25 protein-coding genes and 1 other RNA gene are annotated in these 21,942 nt (G+C 65.2%); 15 read left to right on the forward strand and 11 right to left on the reverse strand.

The features are described 5' to 3' along the window. The first annotated feature begins 12 nt into the window (after positions 1-12). Genes DPM12_RS00885 through DPM12_RS00895 form a run of 3 tightly spaced genes read left to right on the forward strand, consistent with a single transcriptional unit; the run spans position 13 to position 2,902 of the window. Positions 13-1,083 (forward strand): FecCD family ABC transporter permease, encoded by a 1,071-nt coding sequence (locus DPM12_RS00885; RefSeq protein WP_112256303.1) that lies wholly within the window; start codon positions 13-15, stop codon positions 1,081-1,083. After that, entirely contained in the window at positions 1,080-2,117 is a 1,038-nt protein-coding gene (locus DPM12_RS00890) for a FecCD family ABC transporter permease (RefSeq protein ID WP_112256305.1), read from the forward strand. The genes DPM12_RS00885 and DPM12_RS00890 overlap by 4 nt, the downstream gene beginning before the upstream one ends. Then, positions 2,114-2,902, forward strand: coding sequence for an ABC transporter ATP-binding protein (locus tag DPM12_RS00895; protein WP_112256663.1), 789 nt, complete (start codon positions 2,114-2,116; stop codon positions 2,900-2,902). The genes DPM12_RS00890 and DPM12_RS00895 overlap by 4 nt, the downstream gene beginning before the upstream one ends. 57 nt (positions 2,903-2,959) lie before the next feature. On the opposite strand, the gene DPM12_RS00900 is transcribed toward DPM12_RS00895, so the two are convergent. The 3 genes from DPM12_RS00900 to DPM12_RS23495 all read right to left on the reverse strand — a co-directional run bounded on the left by DPM12_RS00900 (position 2,960) and on the right by DPM12_RS23495 (position 4,580). Beyond that, complete coding sequence (locus DPM12_RS00900; RefSeq protein WP_112256307.1) at positions 2,960-3,529, reverse strand: dihydrofolate reductase family protein; 570 nt, start codon at positions 3,527-3,529, stop codon at positions 2,960-2,962. 147 nt (positions 3,530-3,676) lie between these two features. Then, entirely contained in the window at positions 3,677-4,186 is a 510-nt protein-coding gene (locus DPM12_RS00905) for a GNAT family N-acetyltransferase (protein ID WP_112256664.1), read from the reverse strand. A gap of 241 nt (positions 4,187-4,427) precedes the next feature. Beyond that, positions 4,428-4,580, reverse strand: a complete 153-nt coding sequence (locus DPM12_RS23495) for a TetR family transcriptional regulator (RefSeq protein ID WP_211658177.1) — start codon at positions 4,578-4,580, stop codon at positions 4,428-4,430. A gap of 174 nt (positions 4,581-4,754) precedes the next feature. Here DPM12_RS23495 and DPM12_RS00915 point away from each other — a divergent pair, with 174 nt between their 5' ends. Genes DPM12_RS00915 through DPM12_RS00925 form a run of 3 tightly spaced genes read left to right on the forward strand, consistent with a single transcriptional unit; the run spans position 4,755 to position 5,880 of the window. After that, complete coding sequence (locus DPM12_RS00915) at positions 4,755-5,111, forward strand: VOC family protein (RefSeq protein WP_112256309.1); 357 nt, start codon at positions 4,755-4,757, stop codon at positions 5,109-5,111. Next, positions 5,108-5,422, forward strand: a complete 315-nt coding sequence (locus DPM12_RS00920; protein WP_112256311.1) for an ArsR/SmtB family transcription factor — start codon at positions 5,108-5,110, stop codon at positions 5,420-5,422. The genes DPM12_RS00915 and DPM12_RS00920 overlap by 4 nt, the downstream gene beginning before the upstream one ends. Then, entirely contained in the window at positions 5,419-5,880 is a 462-nt protein-coding gene (locus DPM12_RS00925; protein WP_112256312.1) for an SRPBCC family protein, read from the forward strand. The genes DPM12_RS00920 and DPM12_RS00925 overlap by 4 nt, the downstream gene beginning before the upstream one ends. Positions 5,881-6,037: 157 nt before the next feature. Here DPM12_RS00925 and ssrA read toward each other — a convergent pair. Further along, positions 6,038-6,409: a transfer-messenger RNA gene (gene ssrA, locus DPM12_RS00930) on the reverse strand. Positions 6,410-6,669: 260 nt separating this feature from the next. On the opposite strand from ssrA, the gene DPM12_RS00935 reads away from it, so the two are divergent. Further along, the gene (locus DPM12_RS00935; protein ID WP_112256314.1) at positions 6,670-8,613 is read left to right on the forward strand and encodes an acyl-CoA dehydrogenase family protein; all 1,944 of its coding nucleotides are present in this window, start codon (positions 6,670-6,672) and stop codon (positions 8,611-8,613) included. 122 nt (positions 8,614-8,735) lie between these two features. Here the strand turns inward: DPM12_RS00935 and smpB are convergent, their stop codons facing one another. The 6 genes from smpB to prfB all read right to left on the reverse strand — a co-directional run bounded on the left by smpB (position 8,736) and on the right by prfB (position 15,214). After that, positions 8,736-9,206, reverse strand: a complete 471-nt coding sequence (gene smpB, locus DPM12_RS00940) for an SsrA-binding protein SmpB (RefSeq protein ID WP_112256316.1) — start codon at positions 9,204-9,206, stop codon at positions 8,736-8,738. A 60-nt stretch (positions 9,207-9,266) separates the two neighbouring features. Beyond that, entirely contained in the window at positions 9,267-10,724 is a 1,458-nt protein-coding gene (locus DPM12_RS00945; protein WP_158542648.1) for a M23 family metallopeptidase, read from the reverse strand. 156 nt (positions 10,725-10,880) lie between these two features. Further along, a complete protein-coding gene (ftsX, locus tag DPM12_RS00950; RefSeq protein WP_112256320.1) occupies positions 10,881-11,780 on the reverse strand; it encodes a permease-like cell division protein FtsX in 900 nt (299 codons plus the stop codon). 61 nt (positions 11,781-11,841) lie between these two features. Then, complete coding sequence (ftsE, locus tag DPM12_RS00955) at positions 11,842-12,531, reverse strand: cell division ATP-binding protein FtsE (protein WP_112256322.1); 690 nt, start codon at positions 12,529-12,531, stop codon at positions 11,842-11,844. A 381-nt stretch (positions 12,532-12,912) separates the two neighbouring features. Further along, positions 12,913-13,761, reverse strand: coding sequence for an LPXTG cell wall anchor domain-containing protein (locus tag DPM12_RS23500; RefSeq protein ID WP_211658178.1), 849 nt, complete (start codon positions 13,759-13,761; stop codon positions 12,913-12,915). Between the two features lie 331 nt (positions 13,762-14,092). Then, complete coding sequence (gene prfB / locus DPM12_RS00975; protein ID WP_342778726.1) at positions 14,093-15,214, reverse strand: peptide chain release factor 2; 1,122 nt, start codon at positions 15,212-15,214, stop codon at positions 14,093-14,095. A 197-nt stretch (positions 15,215-15,411) separates the two neighbouring features. Between prfB and DPM12_RS00980 the strand changes: the two genes are divergently transcribed. The 7 genes from DPM12_RS00980 to DPM12_RS01010 are packed head-to-tail and all read left to right on the forward strand — an operon-like array spanning position 15,412 to position 20,097. Beyond that, entirely contained in the window at positions 15,412-16,647 is a 1,236-nt protein-coding gene (locus DPM12_RS00980) for a TadA family conjugal transfer-associated ATPase (protein ID WP_112256326.1), read from the forward strand. Continuing rightward, positions 16,647-17,513: a type II secretion system F family protein gene (locus DPM12_RS00985; RefSeq protein WP_112256328.1), complete on the forward strand. Its 867-nt coding sequence runs from the start codon at positions 16,647-16,649 to the stop codon at positions 17,511-17,513. Before DPM12_RS00980 ends, DPM12_RS00985 begins: the two co-directional genes overlap by 1 nt. After that, complete coding sequence (locus DPM12_RS00990) at positions 17,510-18,454, forward strand: type II secretion system F family protein (protein ID WP_112256330.1); 945 nt, start codon at positions 17,510-17,512, stop codon at positions 18,452-18,454. Before DPM12_RS00985 ends, DPM12_RS00990 begins: the two co-directional genes overlap by 4 nt. 29 nt (positions 18,455-18,483) lie before the next feature. After that, on the forward strand, positions 18,484-18,726 hold the full coding sequence (locus DPM12_RS00995) for a hypothetical protein (RefSeq protein ID WP_112256331.1): 243 nt from the start codon (positions 18,484-18,486) through the stop codon (positions 18,724-18,726). Positions 18,727-18,737: 11 nt separating this feature from the next. Continuing rightward, positions 18,738-19,196, forward strand: coding sequence for a TadE family protein (locus DPM12_RS01000; protein ID WP_112256667.1), 459 nt, complete (start codon positions 18,738-18,740; stop codon positions 19,194-19,196). Continuing rightward, on the forward strand, positions 19,193-19,624 hold the full coding sequence (locus DPM12_RS01005; RefSeq protein ID WP_112256333.1) for a pilus assembly protein: 432 nt from the start codon (positions 19,193-19,195) through the stop codon (positions 19,622-19,624). The genes DPM12_RS01000 and DPM12_RS01005 overlap by 4 nt, the downstream gene beginning before the upstream one ends. Then, the gene (locus DPM12_RS01010) at positions 19,621-20,097 is read left to right on the forward strand and encodes a pilus assembly protein TadG-related protein (RefSeq protein ID WP_112256335.1); all 477 of its coding nucleotides are present in this window, start codon (positions 19,621-19,623) and stop codon (positions 20,095-20,097) included. Before DPM12_RS01005 ends, DPM12_RS01010 begins: the two co-directional genes overlap by 4 nt. Positions 20,098-20,103: 6 nt before the next feature. Here DPM12_RS01010 and DPM12_RS01015 read toward each other — a convergent pair whose 3' ends face one another. After that, complete coding sequence (locus DPM12_RS01015; RefSeq protein ID WP_211658179.1) at positions 20,104-21,036, reverse strand: hypothetical protein; 933 nt, start codon at positions 21,034-21,036, stop codon at positions 20,104-20,106. Between the two features lie 283 nt (positions 21,037-21,319). Here DPM12_RS01015 and DPM12_RS01020 point away from each other — a divergent pair, with 283 nt between their 5' ends. Further along, positions 21,320-21,871, forward strand: a complete 552-nt coding sequence (locus DPM12_RS01020) for an NUDIX hydrolase family protein (RefSeq protein ID WP_112256338.1) — start codon at positions 21,320-21,322, stop codon at positions 21,869-21,871. Positions 21,872-21,942: the final 71 nt, after the last annotated feature.

The raw sequence follows: 21,942 nt of genomic DNA on the forward strand, positions 1-21,942 counted from the left end.
ACTCACGATCACATGACCACGACCGAGACCCGGCCAGCCCCGGCGCCCGCCTCCGGCAGGAACGGGCGCGGACCGGTCACGCCCGTGCGCGCGGGCCGACGACGGCTCCCGGGGCTTGCCCTCGGTCTCGCCGCTGCCGTCGCGCTGTTCGCAGTAATGATCATGGTGAGTCTCGCGATCGGCACCAAGGAGCTGTCTATCACGGAGGTCTGGACGGGCGTCGTCCAGCCCGACGACAGCTACGCCAGCGTGGTGGTGGAGACCCGGATTCCGCGGACCGTTCTCGGAGTCGTGGCCGGTGCCAGCCTTGCGGTCGCCGGCGTTCTGATCCAGGGCATCACCCGCAATCCCCTGGGTGATCCGGGTCTGCTCGGCGTCAACGCGGGAGCGTCCGCCGCGATCGTGACCGGCATGGCGTTCTTCGGGCTCGGCGCGGCGCCCGTGTGGGTGGCGATTCCCGGTGCGTTCGCCGCGGTAGCTGTCGTCTACGTCGTGGGCTCCGGGCGTGGCGGGGCGTCGCCCTTGCGGCTGGTACTGGCCGGAGCCGTGGTCAACGCCGTGCTGGTCGCCTACATCGAAGCCGTTGCGCTGACCAACCCGAGCACGTTCGACACCTACCGGTTCTGGGTGATCGGTTCGCTCTCGGGACGGGGATTCGACGTCATCGCCGCCGTCCTTCCAGTGGCCGTAGCCGGTTTGCTTCTCACCGTCATCCTGCTGCCCGGGCTGAACGCGCTGGCACTCGGCGACGAGACCGCGCACGCGCTCGGTGCACCCACCACGGTGATCCGGATCGGGGGCGCTGCCGGTGCGACGATGCTCAGTGCCGCGGCCACGGCGGCATGTGGCCCCATCGCGTTCGTCGGTCTCGCCGTGCCCCACATCGTGCGCCCGTTCGTCGGCACCGATCACCGCTGGCTGGTTCCGTACTGTGCCGCGCTCGGACCGGTACTGCTCCTCGGCGCGGACGTCATCGGCCGGGTCGTCGCGCGTCCCGGCGAGCTCATGGTCGGCGTCGTCATCGCATTCATCGGAGCGCCCATGCTCATGCTGACCGTGCGCCGGCTCAAGGGAAGCGCATGACGGCAGAGATTCGCACACCGCTCTCCGGTCCCGGCATCCAGCTGCCCGTGCGGCGCCGCAGCGTCGCCGTCGCCGGCGGGCTGGCCGTCGCGGTCCTCGTCACCGCGGCCCTCACCCTGGCGCTCGGCGAGCTCGGCGTAGCGCCCGACCGGCTGGCGGCCGCTGTCAGCGGGCAGCTCGGGCCGCAAGAAGAGTTCGTCCTGAGCCGGCTGCGCGGGCCACGGCTCGCCGTCACCCTCACGGCGGGTGCCGGGTTCGGCATCTCCGGTGCACTGTTCCAGACTGTCACCCGGAATCCGCTGGGCAGTCCCGACGTCATCGGCCTGGCTGCCGGTGCCAGTGCGGGTGCGGCCGCTTTCGGCCTGATGTGGACCGGGATCCTGCCGTTGCCGGCCGGCGCGCTCGTCGGTGCGGTCGTGGCCATGGCGCTCGTCTACGTGGGTACCGGCCAGGGGTTCTCGTCGCCCGGCCGGATGATCATCGTCGGTATCGGGGTCAACGCGATGTCGCTGGCCTTCGTTCAGTGGATCATCACCAGCACGCAGCGCGAACAGGCCACGGTGATCGCCGCCTACCTCAACGGCAGCACGGCATCGCGTTCCTGGGACGACGCGCTGCTGATGACCGTCGCACTGCTCGTGCTGCTGCCGCTGGCCCTGGCGTTCACCCGGCGCTTGCAGCTCATCGAGATGGGCGACGAGCTCGCCGACGCGCTCGGTGCCCGCGCTCACCAGACCCGCGTCTGGTCGGTAATCATCGCGATCTGCGCCGCGACAGCTGCCGTCACCGTCGTCGGGCCGGTCGCCTTCGTCGCCCTGACCGCCCCGCAGATCGGGCGCAGGCTCACCCGCGCCAGCGGGCCAAACATCGTCGTCGCCGCGATGACAGGTGCCCTGGTCCTCTCGTTCGCGGACATGCTCGTCCAGCATGCACCGCTCGGCTCGCAGCTGCCCGTCGGCATCGTCACGGCGGCCGTCGGCGGCGTATATCTCGGCTACCTGCTCATGAGGGAATGGAAGAAGGTGTCCGCATGACGCCGATGCTCGGCGCGCGCAACGTCACGCTGGCCTACGACGCGCAGCCGGTCGTAGCAGAGCTGAACTTCGACGTCCCAGAGGCGCAGTTCACCGTCATCGTCGGGCCGAACGCGTGCGGCAAATCCACCCTGCTCAAGGCACTCGCGCGGACGCTTCGGCCAGTATCCGGCGAGGTGCTTCTGGACGGGCGCCCGATCAGCTCGTATCGCAGCAAGGCGGTGGCCCGGCGGGTGGCCATGTTGCCCCAGAGCCCGATCGCGCCAGAAGCGATCAGCGTACGTGACCTCGTCGGACGGGGCCGCTATCCGCATCAGAGCCTGCTACGCCAATGGACGGACGCGGACGCCGAAGCAGTGCGCGACGCGCTCCATCTCACCGGCATCTCCGACCTCGCCGGACGGCAACTCACCGAACTTTCCGGAGGGCAGCGCCAGCGTGCGTGGCTCGCGATGGTTCTCGCCCAGCAGACGGAACTGCTGCTGCTCGACGAGCCGACGACATTTCTCGACATCGCCCACCAGTACGAGGTCCTGGATCTGTGCGAGAAACTGCATGCGGCCGGGCGAAGCGTCGTCGCCGTGCTTCACGATCTCAACCAGGCCGTCCGCTACGCCACACACCTCGTGTGCATGAAGGACGGGCAGATCCTCGCTCAGGGACCGCCCGACGAGATCATGACCAGCGATGTGGTCCGCGCTACCTTCGGAATCGACTGCCGGATCATCACCGATCCGGAGAGCGACGCTCCCCTCGTCGTCCGCAAACGCACCCCGCTCCCATGATCATGAACACTTGCACCCCCTGTGACGGGGTAAATCGCACATGATCATGGGAAGGGGTCAGGCGCGATTCGGTTCGTAGTGCAACGCAGCAATGCCGCAGTCAAACGATTGCGCGGCCACGAGCCGGAGCCGGTGGTAGGCGCCGGCGTCGGGAAACACGGGCATTCCGGAGCCGATCGCCGCCGGGTTGACGAACAGGTGGAGTTCGTCGAGCAGATCCTTGGCGATCAGCTCCGATACCAGCGTCCCGCCCCCGTAAGCAATCAGATCTCCGCCCGGCCGGGCCTTGAGCCGCTTGACGATATCGGTGAGATCGCCGCCGGCGACGGAAGCGTTCTCCCAGGGGGATTCGGTAAGCGTGTTGGAGATCACTACCTTGGGGGTGTTATTCATCCAGTCGATGGTTTCCTGGGGTTCGCCGTCGTCCGGCGTCCGATCCGCCCAGACCGGAATGAATCCCTCGGCGAGCTTGCGGCCCAACACGATGCAGTCCACCGATTCGCAGAGCGCATCGATATAGGCGTCGAGGTCGCCGGTCCACGGGAAGGTCATCCAGTCCATCTCTCCATTCGGTCCGGCCATGTAGCCGTCGACGGTCGTCTGGACCTGAAGCTTGAACGTGCGCATGGGTATTTCCTCTCATGCTGTGGTCGGCGTGGCCGGGCCGACGACGATGTAGCCGGTGGTTCGGCTCGTGGTCAATCCAGCGCGAAGGGTCCTGTGATGATATCGCCTGCCGGCTCGCAGGTGCCGATCACTACCGCTGACCCCGAGCTACAGCTCGTCGAACGGTGCGGCGTACGCGAACTGACCACGCATCGTCGGCTCGTAAGCGGTGAGGGTGCGCACCTGGAAGTGAGATCCCCATTGCGGGTCCGGCGGCGCAATGCCGTACTCCGCGCTCGGACGGAAACCGAAACGGGGGTAATAGGCGGTATGGCCGAGCAGCGCCACGAGCGGCTCGGCCAAGGCATCGGCCGCGCCCAGCACGGTATGCATCAGAGCGCTGCCGACCCCAGCCCGCTGCCGTTCACTCAGTACGCCCATCGGCCCCAATGCCAGCACCGGAACCGCGTCCACGTGCGCCCTGCTGCACACGACGTGCCCGATCACGGCCGCTCCCTCGACGGCGACGAGAGAAAGCTCCGGCAGCCACGCATCATCGGCACGCAGTGCATCCACCAGGCCCGCCTCGGCTGGCACGGCTCCCGAGGCAGCAAAAGCGGACGCGTGCGCGTCGCGGATCGTTTCGATGTCGGCTGGCGTTTCCCGTCGAATCAGCACACACTCACGGTGTCCGGCCACCGGACCATCCGCAAACGATTTTCGAGTGCATCGAACCGTCCAGTGCTCGCCAGGGAAGCAGCGATTGGGCTCGGCGAAAATCCACCGCGCGGCTGCCCGCAGCCTGTCCGCTCCGCTCTCCGCGCTTGCCAGAGCGCCACTCAGGCCGACGCGAGCCTGCTCCAACGAACGGTGCAGCACCGCGACGACCAGCTCCTCCTTGCCCGCCGGGAAGTGGTAGTTACAGCGATGGTTTGGTGACTCCTACCTCGCGGGCCACCTCCTGCAGCGAAACCGCGCGGTACCCCCGGCGTAGCAGGTGCGCCTCGGCGACGGCCATCGCCCGCTCACGAGTCGGTGCGCTGCCACCTTCACCTTGCTCTCGCTGCCGCACGGTTGGGAGCTTACCTACCGGAAGGTAGGTGCCCTAACGAGGGGTCGCTCCGAGGGCATCGAACCGGTCAGGTAACACGTAACCACCGCACACGAGAATGCGTTGCGCAGGATGGGCGAGTAGGTAATTTCCTACCCTTGACGAGTAGGAAGTTACCTACATAATATCATCAGCATGGCTATCACACAGATTCGAACCCTGACCGTCCCTGTCTCCGACCAAGACCAGGCTAAGGACTTCTACGTCGAGACGCTCGGCTTCGACCTCGTCGCGGACAACACGATGGAGCCCATGCGCTGGCTCGAGGTAGCCCCCAAGGGCGCCACTACCAGCGTCGTCCTCGGATTACATCCCGACATGACCCCGGGCAGCCAGCGGGGCGTACTGCTGGTGACGAGCGACATCGACACGGACTGCAAGCGGCTGCGCCAGGCCGGAGTGGAGCTCGACGGGCCCGTCGAGCAGCCGTGGGGGCGCCAGGCGACGTTCTCCGACCCGGACGGCAACGCGTTTGTACTATCTGCCATATGAGCACCCTGACCGACGACGTTTTCGCCGCCCTGGCCAGCCCGGTGCGGCGAGAATTGCTGCGCCTGCTGCTCGACGGCCCACGAACCGTGAACGACCTTGCTTCGCACTTCGACATGCGCCGACCCAGTGTCTCCGAGCACCTCAAGGTGTTGCGCGATGCTGAGCTGGTCAGCGAGCACAGGGTCGGCCGTGAGCGCCGCTACCAACTCGAGGCACGGCCTCTGGTTGACCTGCAGGACTGGCTGCACCCGTACGAGCGGTTCTGGCGCGAGCGTGTCAAAGCCCTGCGTGACGTCCTGGAGGACATGTGACCGACGACCCCCGAACGATCCGCGTCGACGAGTTCCTCTCCCACCCGCCGGCCAAGGTGTGGCAGGCGCTGACCGACTCGGAGCTGATGGCGCGCTGGCTGATGCCCAACGACTTCAAGCTGGAGATTGGGCACAGGTTCACGTTCCACACCCGCCCGATTCCCGCGGTCGGCTTCGGCGGTGTCGGCCACTCCGAGGTGCTCGACTTCGTGCCGGAGAAGATGCTCCAGATCGCCTGGCGAACCGCACCCGACGACGCCAGCTCCCTCGATTCCGTCGTGACCTTCGTCCTTGAACCCGAGGGAACCGGCACGCGCCTGTTCGTCGTCCACGACGGGTTCGACCCCGACGACCCGTACCAGGCGCTCTCGCGCCGCATCATGAGCGGGCGCACCAAAGGCGGATGGAAGGGCGTCGGACAACGGATCTCGACGGTCATCGACGAGTCGCTCACGTGACGCGCCACATCGAGGCTCGCGGCCTCACCGCACACGCCGAGAACGTGACCCCTCGACGGCCTCGAGGACGGCTGTGGCGGCGAACAATGTGGGCGTGAAGTAGGCGTTCAACAACGAAGCGGCTGGCCAGATTCGCTCTGGCCAGCCGCTTCATCAACTGTGGAGGTGCCGGGAATCGAACCCGGGTCCTTCGACGCTTCCCCAGGGCTTCTCCGGGCGCAGCCTGCTATGTCTCTACTCGGCTCCGGTGATCACGCAGGCAAGTCACCGTGACGAGCCCAGCCGTGTCAATGTCCCGACCGGCCCCACGGCAGTGCCGATCGGTGAGCCTCCTCGATGATGCCGAGCACCGGGCCGGAAGCTTACCCGGGTCGACAGACTTCTAGCTCCCCGCCTCAGGCGGCGAGGGCGAAGTCAGTGCGCGTTTCGTTGGCACTTATTAACGTTGCCGCGAGCGTTAACGAGATGACGCGACATCCTCGGCCCGCTTCCCCTGGGTCATCGTGCGAAGTCGAAACCGTTCACCCCCTGTTGAGTTATCAATCCCGGAAGCGGCTCCACGCCGTCTCCGGGCATCCTCAGGTTACCTGATTCAACACGGTGGCCGCGACTCTAATTCCTGCCCAGGGCTCGTCGTGGAGAAATCATGGCCAGTCGATTCGCAACCGCGACGCACGGGGACGAGACATATCGATATCGATCGAGGCTTCGGATGTGCCAGAGACCCTTCCCTTGATGCTACTCACGAGTAACAATGGGTCGTAGGTCACCACGACGAGGAGGCGGATCATGACGACCCAGGACGCCACGCACGTCGGCGAGCGTGAAGCACGCGAGGTGGCCGAAGCCGCCCGGGAGACCGAATGGCGCCAGCCCTCGTTCGCGAAGGAGCTGTATCTCGGCCGCTTCCGTCTCGACCTGATCCACCCACACCCCACACTCGACGCCGAAGCCTCGGAGCAGACCGACGAATTCCTCGAGCGGCTGCGCGCCGTGTGCACCACCGAGCTGGACGGCACCGTCATCGAGCGGGAGTCCTACATCCCCGACGAGTACATTAAGGCACTCGCGCGCGTCGGCGCCTTCGGTATGAAGATCCCGGAGGAGTACGGCGGCCTGGGCCTGAAGCAGGTTGCCTACAACCGGGCGCTGGCGATGGTAAGCAGCGTCAACCCGTCCTTGGGAGCGCTGCTCTCCGCTCATCAGTCGATCGGCGTCCCCGAGCCGGTCCGCCTGTTCGGCACGGAGGAGCAGAAACACGCCTACCTCGCACGCTGCGCACGAGGTGCCATCAGTGCGTTCCTGCTGACCGAACCCGACGTCGGCTCGGACCCGGCCCGCCTGCGGGCAACCGCCACACCCGTGGACGGCGGAGCGGCGTATGAACTCGACGGCGTGAAGTTGTGGACTACCAACGGCGTCGTCGCCGAGCTCCTCGTCGTCATGGCCAGGGTTCCCGAACACGATGGCGGGCGAGGTGGCGTGACCGCGTTCGTCGTCGAAGCCGATTCGCCAGGCATCGTCGTCGAGAACCGCAACGCGTTCATGGGCCTGCGCGGCATCGAGAACGGCGTGACCCGCTTCGATCGCGTCCGGGTTCCCGCCGAGAACCGGCTCGGCCGCGAGGGCGACGGTCTGAAGATCGCGTTGACCACGCTCAACACCGGCAGGCTGGCAATCCCGGCAACCTGCGCGGCCGCCACCAAGTGGTGCTTGAAGATCGCTCGCGAGTGGTCGGGCGAGCGGGTCCAGTGGGGCAAGCCGATCGGCCGGCACGCAGCCATCGCCCACAAGATCTCCTCCATCGCGGCGACCGCGTTTGCCCAGGAGTCCGTCCTCGAACTCTCCTCCCATCTCGCCGATCAGGGACGGCACGACATCCGTATCGAAGCTGCCCTGGCAAAGCTGTGGTGCAGCGAGACCGCCTGGCAGGTGGCCGACGACCTCGTCCAGATCCGTGGCGGCCGCGGCTACGAGACCGCCGATTCGCTCCAGGCCCGCGGTGAACGCGCGGTTCCCGCTGAGCAGATCCTGCGCGACTTGCGCATCAACCGCATCTTCGAAGGCTCGACGGAGATCATGCACCTGCTGATCGCCCGCGAGGCCGTCGATGCCCACTTGCAAGCGGCCGGAGACATCATCGACCCCGATGTCGATCTCACCGATAAGGCAAGGGCGGCAGCACGAGCTACCGGGCTCTATGCCAAGTGGCTCCCCCAGCTAGTCACCGGCGCCGGCAACCAACCGAACGCGTACCGAGAGTTCGGAAGCCTGGCACCACACCTGCGGTACGTCGAGCGGGCATCGCGACGGCTCGCGCGCCAGACCTTCTACGGCATGGCTCGCTGGCAAGGCAAGCTGGAGAAGAAGCAGGGGTTCCTCGCACGCGTCGTCGACATCGGCGCGGAGCTCTTCGCCATCGCCGCGACGTGCGTGCGGGCTCACATGTTGCATTCGACCGGCAGCGCCGACGAAGCCTCGAATGCCCACGAACTCGCCGACATGTTCGCGCGTCAGGCTCGACTACGTACCGAGCGGCTGTTCGACGCGCTCTGGAACAACACCGACAAGCAGGACGAAGCCACCGCCCGGGCTGTCCTCGACGGACGATACACGTGGTTCGAGGCAGATCTGCTCGACATCAGCGAGGGAACCGGGCCGTGGATCACCGAACCGGCCCCCACACCCAAGGAGAACGTCGCCCGGCGGATGCTTCCTTCGACACGGGAATAGACACGCCACGGGCAGCTCCCGAACACGACGTTCAGGGTGAGGGGCGACGCAGCCGCCTCACCCTGGACCACTGCCGCCTCCCCTGGCGGCGGTCATAACCGCCGCCAGCGCCATGACCGCATTTACCCCTTGCGGGCCCGCGCCATTGCTCGCTCGGCTTCGCGCTTCGCCTCCCGCTCGACGATCGCACGGCGCTTGTCATGCTGCTTCTTCCCGCGAGCGAGCGCGATCTCCACCTTGGCGTTGCCATCCTTGAAATACAGCGACAACGGCACCAGAGTGACGCCTCGCTCCCTGGTCTTGCCGATCAGCCGCTTGATCTCGTCGCGATGCAACAGGAGCTTGCGGGAACGACGGGGCGAGTGATTGGTCCAGGTTCCGTGGTTGTACTCCGGAATGTGGACGTTGCGCAGCCACACCTCGCCGTCGCTCACCTCGGCATAACCATCGCCAAGGTTTGCCTTGCCGGCACGAAGCGATTTCACCTCCGTGCCGGTCAGAACAAGCCCAGCCTCATACCTGGCATCGATGTGATAGTCGTGCCGCGCTTTGCGGTTCTGGGCAACCAGTGTGCTCCCGCGTTCCCGTGCCATGATGTCAGGATCTCATTACCGAGCGCCCCATGACGAATGGAATTTTCGCTGGCGAGACATTCACAGGTAGCTCATCGGATTCTGCAGCTCTCCATTGACGTAGAGCATGAAGTGCAGGTGACACGCCGTCGACATGCCCGTGGTGCCGGAATAGCCGACCACCTGGCCCTGCGACACGTGAACGCCCGGACTCACCGCAAAACGCGACAGATGGCTGTACGTGGTGACCTTGCCTCCGTGGTCGACGGCGATCTGGTTTCCGTAAGCACCGCGATGGTAAGCCCATTCGACCCGTCCGTCCGCCGCGGCACGGATCGGCGTCCCGCAACGTGCCCGGAAGTCGGTACCGTCGTGCAACTTCCGCACACCCGTCACGGGATGCGTGCGCATACCAAACGGGGACGTGATGTACGGGTTGGAGACGGGATAGGTCAAACCTGACGATCGTTGGCCGTCATTGCCACCGCCACCATTGTCACCATCGCCGCCACCGCCGTCGCCGCCGGAACCGCCGTCGTCACTGGAGTCGTCCTGCTCGCGCTCACGCTCGCGTTCCCGCTCCCTCTCCCGCTCGCGTTCGCGTTCGGCATGCTCGCGTTCGAGGCGGTCGATGTCATTTTGGATGTCGTCGCGCTCGGATTCGAGCTCGGCGTACTGGCGGGCATTCTCTTCCTTGGCTTCCTCCGCGGCGGCCTTCGCGTCTTCCCTGGCATCGATCAGCGACTCGACCTCTGCCTTGGCTTCGGCCGCGGCGTTCGCGGCCTCTTCCGCATCGGCCTTGGCCTCACGTGCGCGCGCCTCGGCGCGCTCGGTCTCCTCCAGACGCTCAGCCGCCCGCTCACGCAGGACCTCGGCCTCGCTCTGCAACTCTTCGAGGGTGACGCGCTCGTTCGCCAGGTCAGCCCGGTCGTCACGCAGGTCATCCAAGATCACGGTTTCGGCATTGACCACGGACCGGGCCGACTCGACGTTGGTGACCAGCTCGTGCAGATCCTCGGCACGCAGCGCGGCCGAGAGCGTGGTCAGCTCACCACCCGTTCCCCGCTGATAGGCCTGCGTGGCCACGCGGCTGATCGAGGCACGTTTACCGTCGATACGCTCGTTAACGTCGTCGATACGGGCTAGCTGATCTTCGACCGCTTGCTCAGCCTCTCGAAGCTCCTCGGCCGCTTGCTCGTCGGCTGCACGCGCAGCCGCAACGTCCTCTTCCGCTTTCGCGAGCCGATCGTCGGCATCAGCGAGCCGTGCTTCGGCGCTCTGCAGCTCTTCCTCAGCAGCCGGGAGCTTGCTGACCGCATTCTCATAGGCTTCGGTCGCCTCGTTCAGCCGTTCAGTGGAATGCGCAAGGTCTTCCTCCAGCTCAGCGAGGTCTTCCTCGGTCTCTTCGAGCCGCTCTTCGTTGTCCTCGATCCGATCCTGGAGATCGTCAGCCCACGCAGACTGTGTCAGCGTTGCGGCCAAACCAAGCGACAGCAACGCGACGATACCCCTGTGGTACCAAGAGGCCCCGTTAGTCACACCATTCACACCTGACTCCTCCGTACCAGACGTAAATGACCGTAACATCATTCACATCCGGACGGAAGAGCAACGAGGCATTTGCCCGTGACGCCGCCTCCCACTAAGAGATGATACGGGCGATATATTCGATCTTCGCCGCGCACTGCGGCCAACTCAGACACGCAAGTACCGTCGCAACGTAATGAACGAGGCCAGTGCCGAGATCAACACTCCGGTCAGCAGCAACCATGGCACCATCATCCACACGTCACCACGATCGACCCAGGCCGTAAAGGTGAAGTTCGGCGCGAGCAGCTGGTTCACGGCGACCTCTTGAAGTGCGAAGACCGCGACACAACCGAAGACCGAACCGATGAGACCGGCAATGGCGGCCTCCAAAATGAACGGCAATTGGATATAGAAATTCGAGGCGCCGACCAGGCGCATGATTCCCGTCTCCCGCCTGCGGCTGTAGGCCGCCAGACGGATCGTATTGGCGATCAACAAAGTGGCAGCCACCACTTGAATGGCTGCAATGGCGATCGCGCCGACCTGGAACCAATCGAGAAGCCGGAACAGCGGTCCCAGAACCTCCCGTTGATCGTGAACATTCTGCACCCCCGGCAGGCCGCTCACAGCCGACACCACGCCGTCGTACTCGTCCGGGTCGACCAGTGCGACGCGGAACGACTCTTGAAGCTGATCCGGCGTGATGACGTCGGCCACGGGATCGTCGAGCGGCTCGGTAAACCGCTCGTACGCCTCGTCCTGCGACTCGTGGAAGACGTCGGCCACCTCGGGATGATCTTCGAGTGTATTCCGGATCTCCTCCCGCTCCGACTCCGACACCGCTCCCGAGCAGTTTCCCCCGATGTCGTAGTCGTTGCACATGAAGACCGAGATCTCGACCTTGTCATACCAGTAGCCCTTGGTCGCGTCGGACTGTGCCTGGATCAGCAAACCGGTGCCGAGCAATGCGATGGAGATCGAAACAGTGATCACCACGGCGACGGTCATCGTCAGGTTCCGGCGCAGGCCGGTGGCGATCTCGGAGAAGACGTACTGGAAGCGCATGACTCTCTTCCGAACAGGTCAGGGGATCAACGGAGCTGGACGGGAACGCGAGAGGGCAGCGCTATCGGGTGTAGCCATAGACCCCTCGCGACTGGTCACGAACAAGGCGACCGCTCTCGAGCTGGATCACCCGCTTGCGCATCTGATCGACGATCGATTGATCGTGCGTCGCCATCACGACGGTGGTACCGGTGCGGTTGATCCGGTCGAGCAGCTTCATGATGCCAACGCTCGTCGCCGGATCGAGGTTTCCGGTCGGCTCGTCCGCCAGCATGATCAGCGGCCGATTCACGAAGGCACGCGCCACGCCGACCCGCTGCTGTTCACCTCCGGACAGCTGATCCGGCATCCGATCATGCTTGCCGTCGAGTCCGACGAGTTCGAGCACCGCCGGTACGTCCCGGTTGATCTGGCGGCGTGGCTTGCCGATGACCTGCAACGCGAACGCGACGTTCTCGAAGACCGTCTTATTGGGCAGCAAGCGGAAGTCCTGGAAGACCGTTCCGACACGGCGCCGCAGGTGCGGAACCTTCCAGTTCGACAGCCGGTGCAGATCCTTTCCTGCCACTCGAATCCGGCCGGACGTGGGCTTTTCCTCCTTGAGCACCAAGCGCAGGAACGTTGACTTACCCGAGCCCGACGGCCCGACGAGGAACACGAACTCCCCGCGCTCGACTTCCATGCTCAGGTTTTCAAGAGCTGGCCCCGACTGCGTGGGGTAAACCTTGGTCACGTTGTCGAATCGGATCACGATGCCTCGCCGACGATCGATGGAAGTTTCTCGTGCCTCGCGGACCAGCCGACCACGAAGCGCCGCACCGAGTGTACGTCTTCATCCTAAAAACGGCAGCGTTGTGGTCCGCGACACGATAGGAACGATGATCACATTCAGGAAGTGCCCGCACCGCGACGCGCTTCATCGACGTCCACCGTGCCGGCCGTCTCCAACATGCGGGCACCGAGACGCCCGCACGCCGCGGGATGGCCAGCACATGGAGACCGCGTCGGTTTCGGCCAGACACGAAGATGCCGGGTGCCTTCTCATTCGGAAGGCACCCGGCATCACGTGGCGCTCGATCATTTCTCGTGCTAGTTCAAACCAGCCTGTTGTTCCGACCGGGACCGACCACGATCAGGCGGTGGTCTGGAACATCCTCCGGCCCAGCATCAGCAGACCGGCACCAAAGGCGAGCAGCGCAGTACCGCCGACCATCCAGAGCATGGTTGCCGAACCGGTGTCGGGCAGCTCCTCATCGTCCTCGTCGTCTGCCTCGTCATCCGGCTCGTCGGTCGCATCGTCCGTGGGCTCGTCAGTGGGCTCCTCGGTCGGCTCCGGCGTGTCCGTCGGTTCCGGAGTCTCCGTGGGCTCCGGCGATTCGGGCGTGTCCGTGGGCTCCGGTGTCTCAGTCGGTTCCGGAGTCTCGGTCGGCTCGGGTGTTTCCGTCGGCGTCTCGGTGGGTTCCGGCGTGTCCGTTGGCTCGGGAGTCTCGGTCGGCTCGGGCGTGTCTGTCGGTTCCGGAGTCTCGGACGGCTCGGGCTTCTCACCGCAGACGAACCAGTGACTGATGTCGGGAATCTTTCCGCCGTCATTGTCGGGAGCACGCATGTCGTCAACCGGTTCGCCGTAATAGACGCGGGAGTTGGGTCCACCCTTGACGACGGTTCCGGTGATGTTCAGGTCATCGCTGAGCACCTCGATGTTGAGGTACTTGCCGTCCTCGGAGATTTCCCCGCGGAGGTCGTCGTTCTCGGCACCGTCCCCGTTCTCCTCCTCGACACCGAGCAGGATTTCACCGCCTAGCCCAGCGTCGGGACAATCGGTCACGTTGCGGTCGAAGTCCTCGTACCCCTCGTCCGTGTCCTCGGCGTTGGCGGTGATCAAGCCGCCGGCGACGAGCATGCTTCCCGCGAGCAGGCTGGTCAGCCCGGCAGAAACAGCGATACGTCCGTGACGGCGCAATGGGCGCACAGATATAGACATGCGAAAAACCCCGGCCTCTCATGTACTGCAGAATTCAACAGGCCCCCCGAAGGCCTGGGTCGCACGACTGTGACGACCAGGCGGAATATTACCCAAGTTCGCAGCGACACGCCAGTCCTGAATCGTCGTGATTTCAGCGATACGCCCGAAAGCTACTGGCACTGGAAAGCAAATCACCTTACCGGCCAGCAAGCACGACTCAGCACATCGCGCACATCGCGCCCTACCGAATCGGAGACTTCTTGAGTCTGCGGAACGTCCAGATGCCGTATAAGCATCCTGGGCGTTCCGCAGACCCAAGAAGAGAAGTACCGGTATGTGTTGCCGATTCTCAGGACGTCGACGAGCTCTCTTGCTGCTGCCGACGCCAGCGGATCCCTTCTTCGATGAGGCGGTCGATCTCGCCATCGAACACGGCCTGCGGATTCCCGATCTCCACACCCGTACGCAGGTCCTTGACCATCTGGTACGGGTGCAGCACGTACGATCGCATCTGGTCTCCCCAGGACGCCTTGACGTCGCCAGCCAGCTCCCGCTTCTTCGCTTCCTCTTCCTGGCGCTGGATCAGCAAGAGCCGGGATTGCAGCACCCGCATGGCAGCCGCACGGTTCTGGATCTGCGACTTCTCGTTCTGCATCGATACCACGATCCCGGTAGGAAGGTGCGTGATGCGCACCGCCGAGTCCGTCGTGTTGACGCTCTGGCCGCCCGGACCGGACGAGCGGAACACGTCCACACGGATGTCGTTCTCCGGGACCTCGATGTGATCGGTGTGTTCGATCAGCGGCACGACCTCGACCGCGGCGAATGACGTCTGTCGCCGGCCCTGGTTGTCGAACGGCGAGATACGTACGAGCCGATGCGTGCCGGCCTCGATGGAGAGCTTGCCGAATGCGAACGGGGCCTTCACTTCGAACGTTGCGGATTTCAGGCCCGCTTCCTCGGCATAGGACGTATCCAGCACCTCGGTCCGGTAACCGTGCCGCTCGGCCCACCGCAAGTACATGCGCAGCAACATGTCGGCGAAGTCCGCCGCATCGACGCCTCCGGCTCCCGACCGGATGGTGACGACGGCTTCCCGCTCGTCGTACTCCCCGGACAACAGCGTCCTGATCTCGAGATCGGCGATGCTCTCTTTGAGCGCGTCGAGCTCCCGGGACACTTCGGCCACGGCATCCGAGTCGCCTTCGTCGCGCCCCAGTTCGAGCATGACCGGTAGATCGTCGACGCGCTGACGCAGCTCCGCGACCTTGCGAAGCTCCACTTGCGCGTAGGACAGGCGGCTGGTCACCTGCTGCGCGCGCTCGACGTCGTCCCACAGGTCCGGTGCGGACGCTTGATCTTCGAGCTCGGCGATCTGCTCGCGCAGCTTGTCCGGCTCGATCACCTTCTCGATACCCGACAGGGTCTCGGAAAGCTCGGCGATCTCCGCGTCGATGTCTCGTTCAGCCACGTTACCCAAGCGTACGTGGTCCCCCGGCGCTCCTGCCCAACCCGGCCTCGGACCGGTGGCGAGCCAGACCCGGCAGGGCAGTCGCGCAATCCGGCGAAACCCGGCCTGTGGATAACTCGTTCCGGCCTTGATCCGTGGCGGTTTTCCGGGCATCATCAAGCTCTCACCAACCGCGACTCGAGTGAGAACCAATAGTCATGAGTGTTGTCGATATCATCGAATCCGACGTCCGCGACGTCGTGCGCAAGGAAGGCATCGATCCCGTCGTACGGCGCGACATCGTGCAGAAGTACGTCGACGACGCGGTAGCTGCCTATACCGAACGCAGCCTCTCCCGTCCGCTACCGCCCCTCGAGGACCCCGAGGCCGTCACGCGCACGGTCGTCGACGCCATCGCCGGTTACGGCCCTCTCCAGCGTTACTTCGACGATCCCGAGATCGAAGAAATCTGGATCAACGAACCTGGAAAGGTGTTCGTCGCCCGCCAGGGCCGTAGCGAGCTGACCACCACCATCCTCACCGAGGGCGAGGTCCAGAACCTCGTGGAACGGATGCTCAAGAGCTCCGGCCGGCGGCTCGACACGTCAAGCCCTTTCGTCGACGCCATGCTTCCCGATGGAAGCCGGCTGCACGTGGCGATTCCGGACATCACGCGACGGCATTGGGCGGTCAATATCCGCAAGCACCTCATGCAGGCCGCCCGTCTGGATGACCTGGTGGCGCTCGGAACGCTCTCCGATCATGCGGCTCGCTTCCTCCAGGCTTGCGTCGCCGCCGGACTCAACCTGCTGGTGTCCGGGGGTGTCAAGGCCGGCAAGACGACCCTGCTGAACTGCCTCGTCGCCGCCGTTCCTCCGCGGGAACGAATCGTCAGTTGCGAGGAAGTGTTCGAGATCCAGCCACGCGTACCGGACATCGTGCACATGCAGACTCGGCAAGCCAGCCTGGAAGGAACCGGCGAGATCACGCTCCGCCGCCTGATCAAGGAAGCGTTGCGCAAGCGGCCCGATCGCCTCATCGTCGGCGAAGTCCGGCAGGAGGAGTGCTTCGACCTCCTCATAGCGCTCAGCTCGGGCAACCCGGGCATGTGCACGCTACACGCCAACGACGCCCGCAGCGCCGTGCAAAAGCTGTGCAACCTCTCCCTGCTGGCCCAAGAAAACCTGAACAGCCGGGCTATCACCGAGACCGTCGCCAGCAGCGTGGACATCGTCGTGCAAGTCAATTGCGAGCATGACGGACAGCGTCGCGTGCGCGAGATCGTGGCCGTGCCGGGCCGGATCGAAGGCGAGATCATCGAACTCGAACAGATCTTCCGCCGCCGTTCTGGCATGCTGACGCGGGCCGATGGATTCCCTCCCCATGTGGAGCGTTTCGAGGCCGCCGGAATCGACCTGCGCGACGTCCTCGGCAGCCATCCGGGTACCCGCTGATGGGGGCGCTACTCGGTCTCACCTTCGGTACCGGAATTCTCCTGATCTGGCGGTCTTTCCACGCCCCGGCCGAACGCTACGCACCTTCGTGGCGCCGCCTGGAGCTTCACCGCCGGCTCGAAGAACTCATCGCGCAGGCAGGACTGGAGGCCGTGACACCACGGCAACTGATCCTCTCGAGCGCCGGCCTGGGTGCGATCATCGGCATGGTCTTCCTGGCCGTCTCGCGTACCTGGCCAATCGCACTCGCCTTCACGCTGTTCGGCGCGTACGCGCCAATGGCGCTGGTTCGCATGCGCGCCCGCGCGCGGCAACGCGAGCTACGTGATCTGTGGCCCGACGCCGTGGACAATCTCGCCTCCGCGATACGGGCCGGGCTCGCGCTGCCAGAAGCGCTCACCCAGCTAGGAAGCCGCGGCCCGGAACCGCTGCGCCGTCCGTTCGAGCGCTTCGGTGAGGACTACCGAGCAACTGGACGGTTCGGCCACAGCCTCGACATGCTCAAGCGTCGGCTGGCAGACCCGACCGGAGATCGAGTCGTCGAGTCCCTGCGAATCGCCCGCGACGTCGGCGGCTCCGACCTCGGCAGGCTGCTGCGCACGCTCTCGTCCTTCTTGCGGGAAGACGCACGCACCCGCTCCGAGCTGGAGACACGTCAGTCCTGGGTGGTCAACGCTGCCCGGCTCGCCGTCGCAGCTCCCTGGATCCTCCTCGCATTGCTGTCGCTGCGGTCAGCATCGGTACAGGCGTTCAACGCACCCTCCGGCTGGCTCGTACTCGCCGGCGGCGCGGGCCTTTGCCTGGTGGCGTACCGGCTCATGATGCACATCGGGCGGCTTCCGCAAGAAGAGCGAGTACTGCGATGAGTGCGGTCACGACCGGGGCCTTGATCGGCGCCGGCGTGGGCACAGGAATGCTCCTGATCTGGTCACGCCTGCCGTTCCGGAATCGGCCGAGCCTGCACGAGCGGCTGGCGCCGTATGTCGGTGACCGCGCCGACGAGCACGTCGAGCGCGCGTTGGCCGAACCGGTCTTCACGCCGTTTCCCACATTGGAACGGATCGTGCGGCCGTACGTGGTGCGCGCTGCCTCGTGGCTGGAACGGCTCCTCGGCGGTGGTGCATCGGTCCGGCGACGGCTCGAACAGGCCGGCCGGGAACAGACCCTGCACGAGTTCCGCATCCAGCAACTGCTATGGGCAGCCACGACAGCTGCGGGCGGTATCGCTGTCAGCCTGCTCTTGCTCGCCAGCGGCTACACCGGGTCACCGATCCTGCTCCTCGCCTTCAGCCTCGCAGCTGCCATCGCAGGGGTGATCGCCTATGATCACCGGCTGTCGGCGGCCGTACGCGAGCGCGAACGGCGCATCATGGCGGAGTTTCCCACCGTCGCCGACCTTCTCGCACTCTCCGTCGCGGCAGGAGACGGCCCCGTGAAGGCGTTGGAAAGGGTGGTCTGGGCCAGCCGGGGTGAGCTCGCCGGCGAGCTTCGCCGGGCGCTCTCGGATGCCCGCGCAGGTAGCGGACTAGTCGAGGCGCTCGACCGGATCGCCCAGCGCACCAACCTGACCTCACTCGCCCGGTTCGTCGACGGCATTGCCGTGGCCGTCGAACGGGGAACGCCTCTCGCCGATGTTCTCCGTGCTCAAGCATCCGACGTGCGTGAACAGCGCAAACGCACTCTGATGGCGATCGGCGGGCGCAAGGAAATATCGATGATGATTCCCATCGTCTTCATCGTCATGCCAGTCACCATCCTGTTCGCCCTCTATCCGGGTGTGGTGCAGATCAGCACCGTCGTGCCCTGAAATCAGTTATCGAGAAGGAGAGATCCATCATGTCGCGACCGTCTCGCCCTCACTACCAGCCAGCTCGGCTCACGCCGTCCCGGCGGCAGGATCGAGCCGAGGGACCGGGCCGCATCCGGCGCAGCCCGCGCTGGCGCGAGGAACGAGGAGACGTTCCTGGCTGGGTCCTCGTCACCCTGATGACAGCCGGGCTCATTGCGATCTTGCTACCGCTGGCCGAGCAGCATCTGCGTGAGATCTTCGTGGCCGCCCTGGACCTGGTCCGGCCGTGATCCGCCGCTCCATGGCGGCCGTTCGAACCACAGGCCGGCATGGCAACGAAAGCGGGCGATCCGGGGCAACAAGACCGACGAGCGACGGCGCCCTCCGGCACGATCGGGGCGCGGCGGTCGTCGAGTTCACGCTCGTTTCCGCGTTGCTGACCATGCTCTTTCTCGGCATTCTCCAATTGGGCTTTGCCATCCACGTTCGCAACACGGTCGTGGCCAGCGCCGCCGAGGGAGCTCGCTACGCCGCCAACGCCAACCGGAGCCTGGCAGACGGGCAAGCCCGCACCCAGATGCTTCTCGCAGAGTCGCTGTCTTCGCAACTGAGCACGGACGTCGGCGCGCGCATCGTCGACGTCGGTGGCGCAGCAACGGTCGAGGTCACCGTCACGACCACGCTTCCACTCGTCGGCATGCTCGGCATCGAACAGGGGATGACGGTCACCGGTCATGCGATGGCGGAGCCAGCGCCATGACCCCGGCACGGCACCGGCGCGAGCACGGCAACGCCATCGTCGAGTTTCACCTTCTCGGCCTCCTGCTGCTCGTGCCGATCGTCTACATCATGCTGGCCACCCTCGACGTGCAGCGCTCGTCATTCGGCGTCACCCAAGGGGTGCGCGAAGCCGGGCGGATGTTCGTGTCCACCGGGGACGAGGCAGCGGCCCGGCACGCAGCTACAGTCGCGTTACGCGACCACGGCCTGGACATCAACGAAGTGACACTGAGCTTCTCCTGCTCGTCCACACCGTGCCATCAACCAGGCAGCGAAATCAGAGTCACGATGAACGCCGAGGTCGCGCTGCCGTTCGTGCCGGACGTCCTCGCAGGCTCGGTGAACGCACACGTCCCAGTCGAAGCAAGCCATGTCGCCGTGGTCGACCGCTACCGGGAACTGCCATGAGCCCTGACGACCGGCCACCTCAGCGAACTGCCGTGGCGGGACAGGAGTCGGGTCAGATCACTCTCATGATCCTCGGCTTCGTCGTCGTTCTCGCGCTCACCGTCGCGGTGGTTGCCAACGCCTCACACCTGTTCCTACAGCGGCGATCCCTGACCTCCTGGGCCGACGGCGCGGTGACGGCGGCTGCGCAGAGCGCGGCGCACGAATCCCTGTACGGGGGCACCACCGGATCGATGCTCCCCCTCTCCGAGGCGGCAGCTCGCCGAGCGGTCGCGAACTACATCGAGATCAACGACGTGGGCGATCGGTTCGACGATTTCGCCGTCGTCCACGTGGGCGTCGACCCCCCGGGCCACCGGGTCACCGTCGAGCTCACCGCCTCGGCGTCGCTGATAGGACCCGATGAGATCATCGGTGGCAGGGCCGCAGTCTCGGTTACTGCCCGGGCGAGTGCTCGCGTACCGTTCGAGTGACGCGAGCTAGACGAAGAGATCGTCGACCGAATCGGCGACCAGCGCACGGTCCAGCCACAACTCCAGGGTCGCCTGATCGGTACAGGACATCACCCGCTGCCGCTCATGCTCCGACACATCTACACCCCGCCGCTCGAGCACGCGCAACACGGCCCGCGCCTCACCTTCCGCACGGCCTGCGGCACGGCCCTCCTCGCGGCCTTCCTCGCGGCCTTGGGAGCGCAACTGCGACTGATAGGGGTAGGTCATGGTCGTCATCAACATCCTCCACATGTCGAATGCGGCCGCTCCCGCCAATCCTATCTCGGTGAATTCGGCCAGGTAGGCGGCTGACTGGGGATCGATAGTGTTCAGCGCCTCAGCTAGCGCCTCGAGGATCCTTCCTGCTTGCGCCGCCCCCTTGTGGGCCAGCGCCGAGAACACCGCGAGGACGACGTCGTCCGCAGCTTCATCCACCTCGAGAATGACCGGCACATTGTCCGGCCCCAAGACCAGGGGATAAGCAACAAGCGACGGCCGAGCGGTCAGGCCGATCGGGATTGGCTCGCGCGCCCAGGCAGCAGTTACCGCCCTGGAGCACACGACGAGAAGCGTTACCGGCGCCCTGTACTTGTCGTGCAGAAACGCGATGTAGTACGGCCACGAGCGACGCTTGTCATCGTCGCCCGTGCTTTGCGACTCGATGATCAAGAGGTGTTCGCCACCATCCGCCTCGACGAGAAGGATCGTATCCGCACGACGCTCCATCGGCTCCATCTCCGTGAGATCGCTATTGATCACCGAGATGGCTCGCGGTTCCGGAAACTCGATATCAAGCAACTTCTGGAACGCTCTCAGGAACAACATGGAGTCATCCTGAAAGATCCTGTGCAGGCCCTCATGAGGGAACTTCACCATACTGCCTCCATATGCATGCGATGAGGTATTGAGGAAAAGCATATGGAGGCATACCGACAAGGTCGGCCGCATACGTCCGCACACGGACGCTATCCACCGTGAGCTTGGCTTCGCTGTCCGGCACGAACGCAACCTCGGCGTGGCAGACCAGCACGAAGCAGTCGAGTTGCGCACTCAAGGAATCCTCCCGAGTCAATGATCTGAAGCGCGCTGATATCTGCGAGCTGCCCTGTGACATACGTCATGACTCGAACGCCCCGCGTCGGGACGCGTCACGCCGCGTGGCGTCACGTTTTCCCGTAGTCACACCGGTAGAACGGTGCCCATGAACCAGACCGCGGTGGACACGCACGAGAACTGGCTCGACCCCGACGACCTCGCCGCTGCCCGACGATGGGTACCGATCCTGTACGTCAACGCCGTTCCCATCCACGTCGACGGCGCTGGCGTGGCCACCTCGGTCGGCTTGCTCTTGCGGTCGACACCCGACGGCGAAATCCACCGCGAACTGGTGGGCGGGCGGGTCCTGCACCACGAGCGGATCCGCGACGCCCTGCTCCGTCACATCGAGAAGGATCTTGGCGCACTCGCACTGCCACAGATTCCGGCGTCGCCGCTACCGTTCACCGTTGCCGAGTTCTTCCCGACGCCGGGTATCACGCCGTATCACGACCCTCGCCAGCATGCCGTCGCGCTTGCGTTCATCGTTCCCGTCACCGGTGATTGCGCTCCGCGGCAGGACGCACTGGACATCATCTGGCTTGCACCCTCCGACGCCGCAGCCGACACGGTCCAGAAGGAGATGCTAGGCGGCCACGGCATCTTACTCCGGCAAGCCCTGGCACACCTGGGCTTTCCGCCCGCCTCTCCGGAGTGACGCCGTCCTTCGTGATCGAGTGCGAGAAGACACCCTTATCGTCTCCCTTTCTCGCACTCGATCAACGAAGC

The sequence above is a fragment of the Phytoactinopolyspora halophila genome (assembly GCF_003287285.1).
Lineage (GTDB): Bacteria > Actinomycetota > Actinomycetes > Jiangellales > Jiangellaceae > Phytoactinopolyspora_A > Phytoactinopolyspora_A halophila.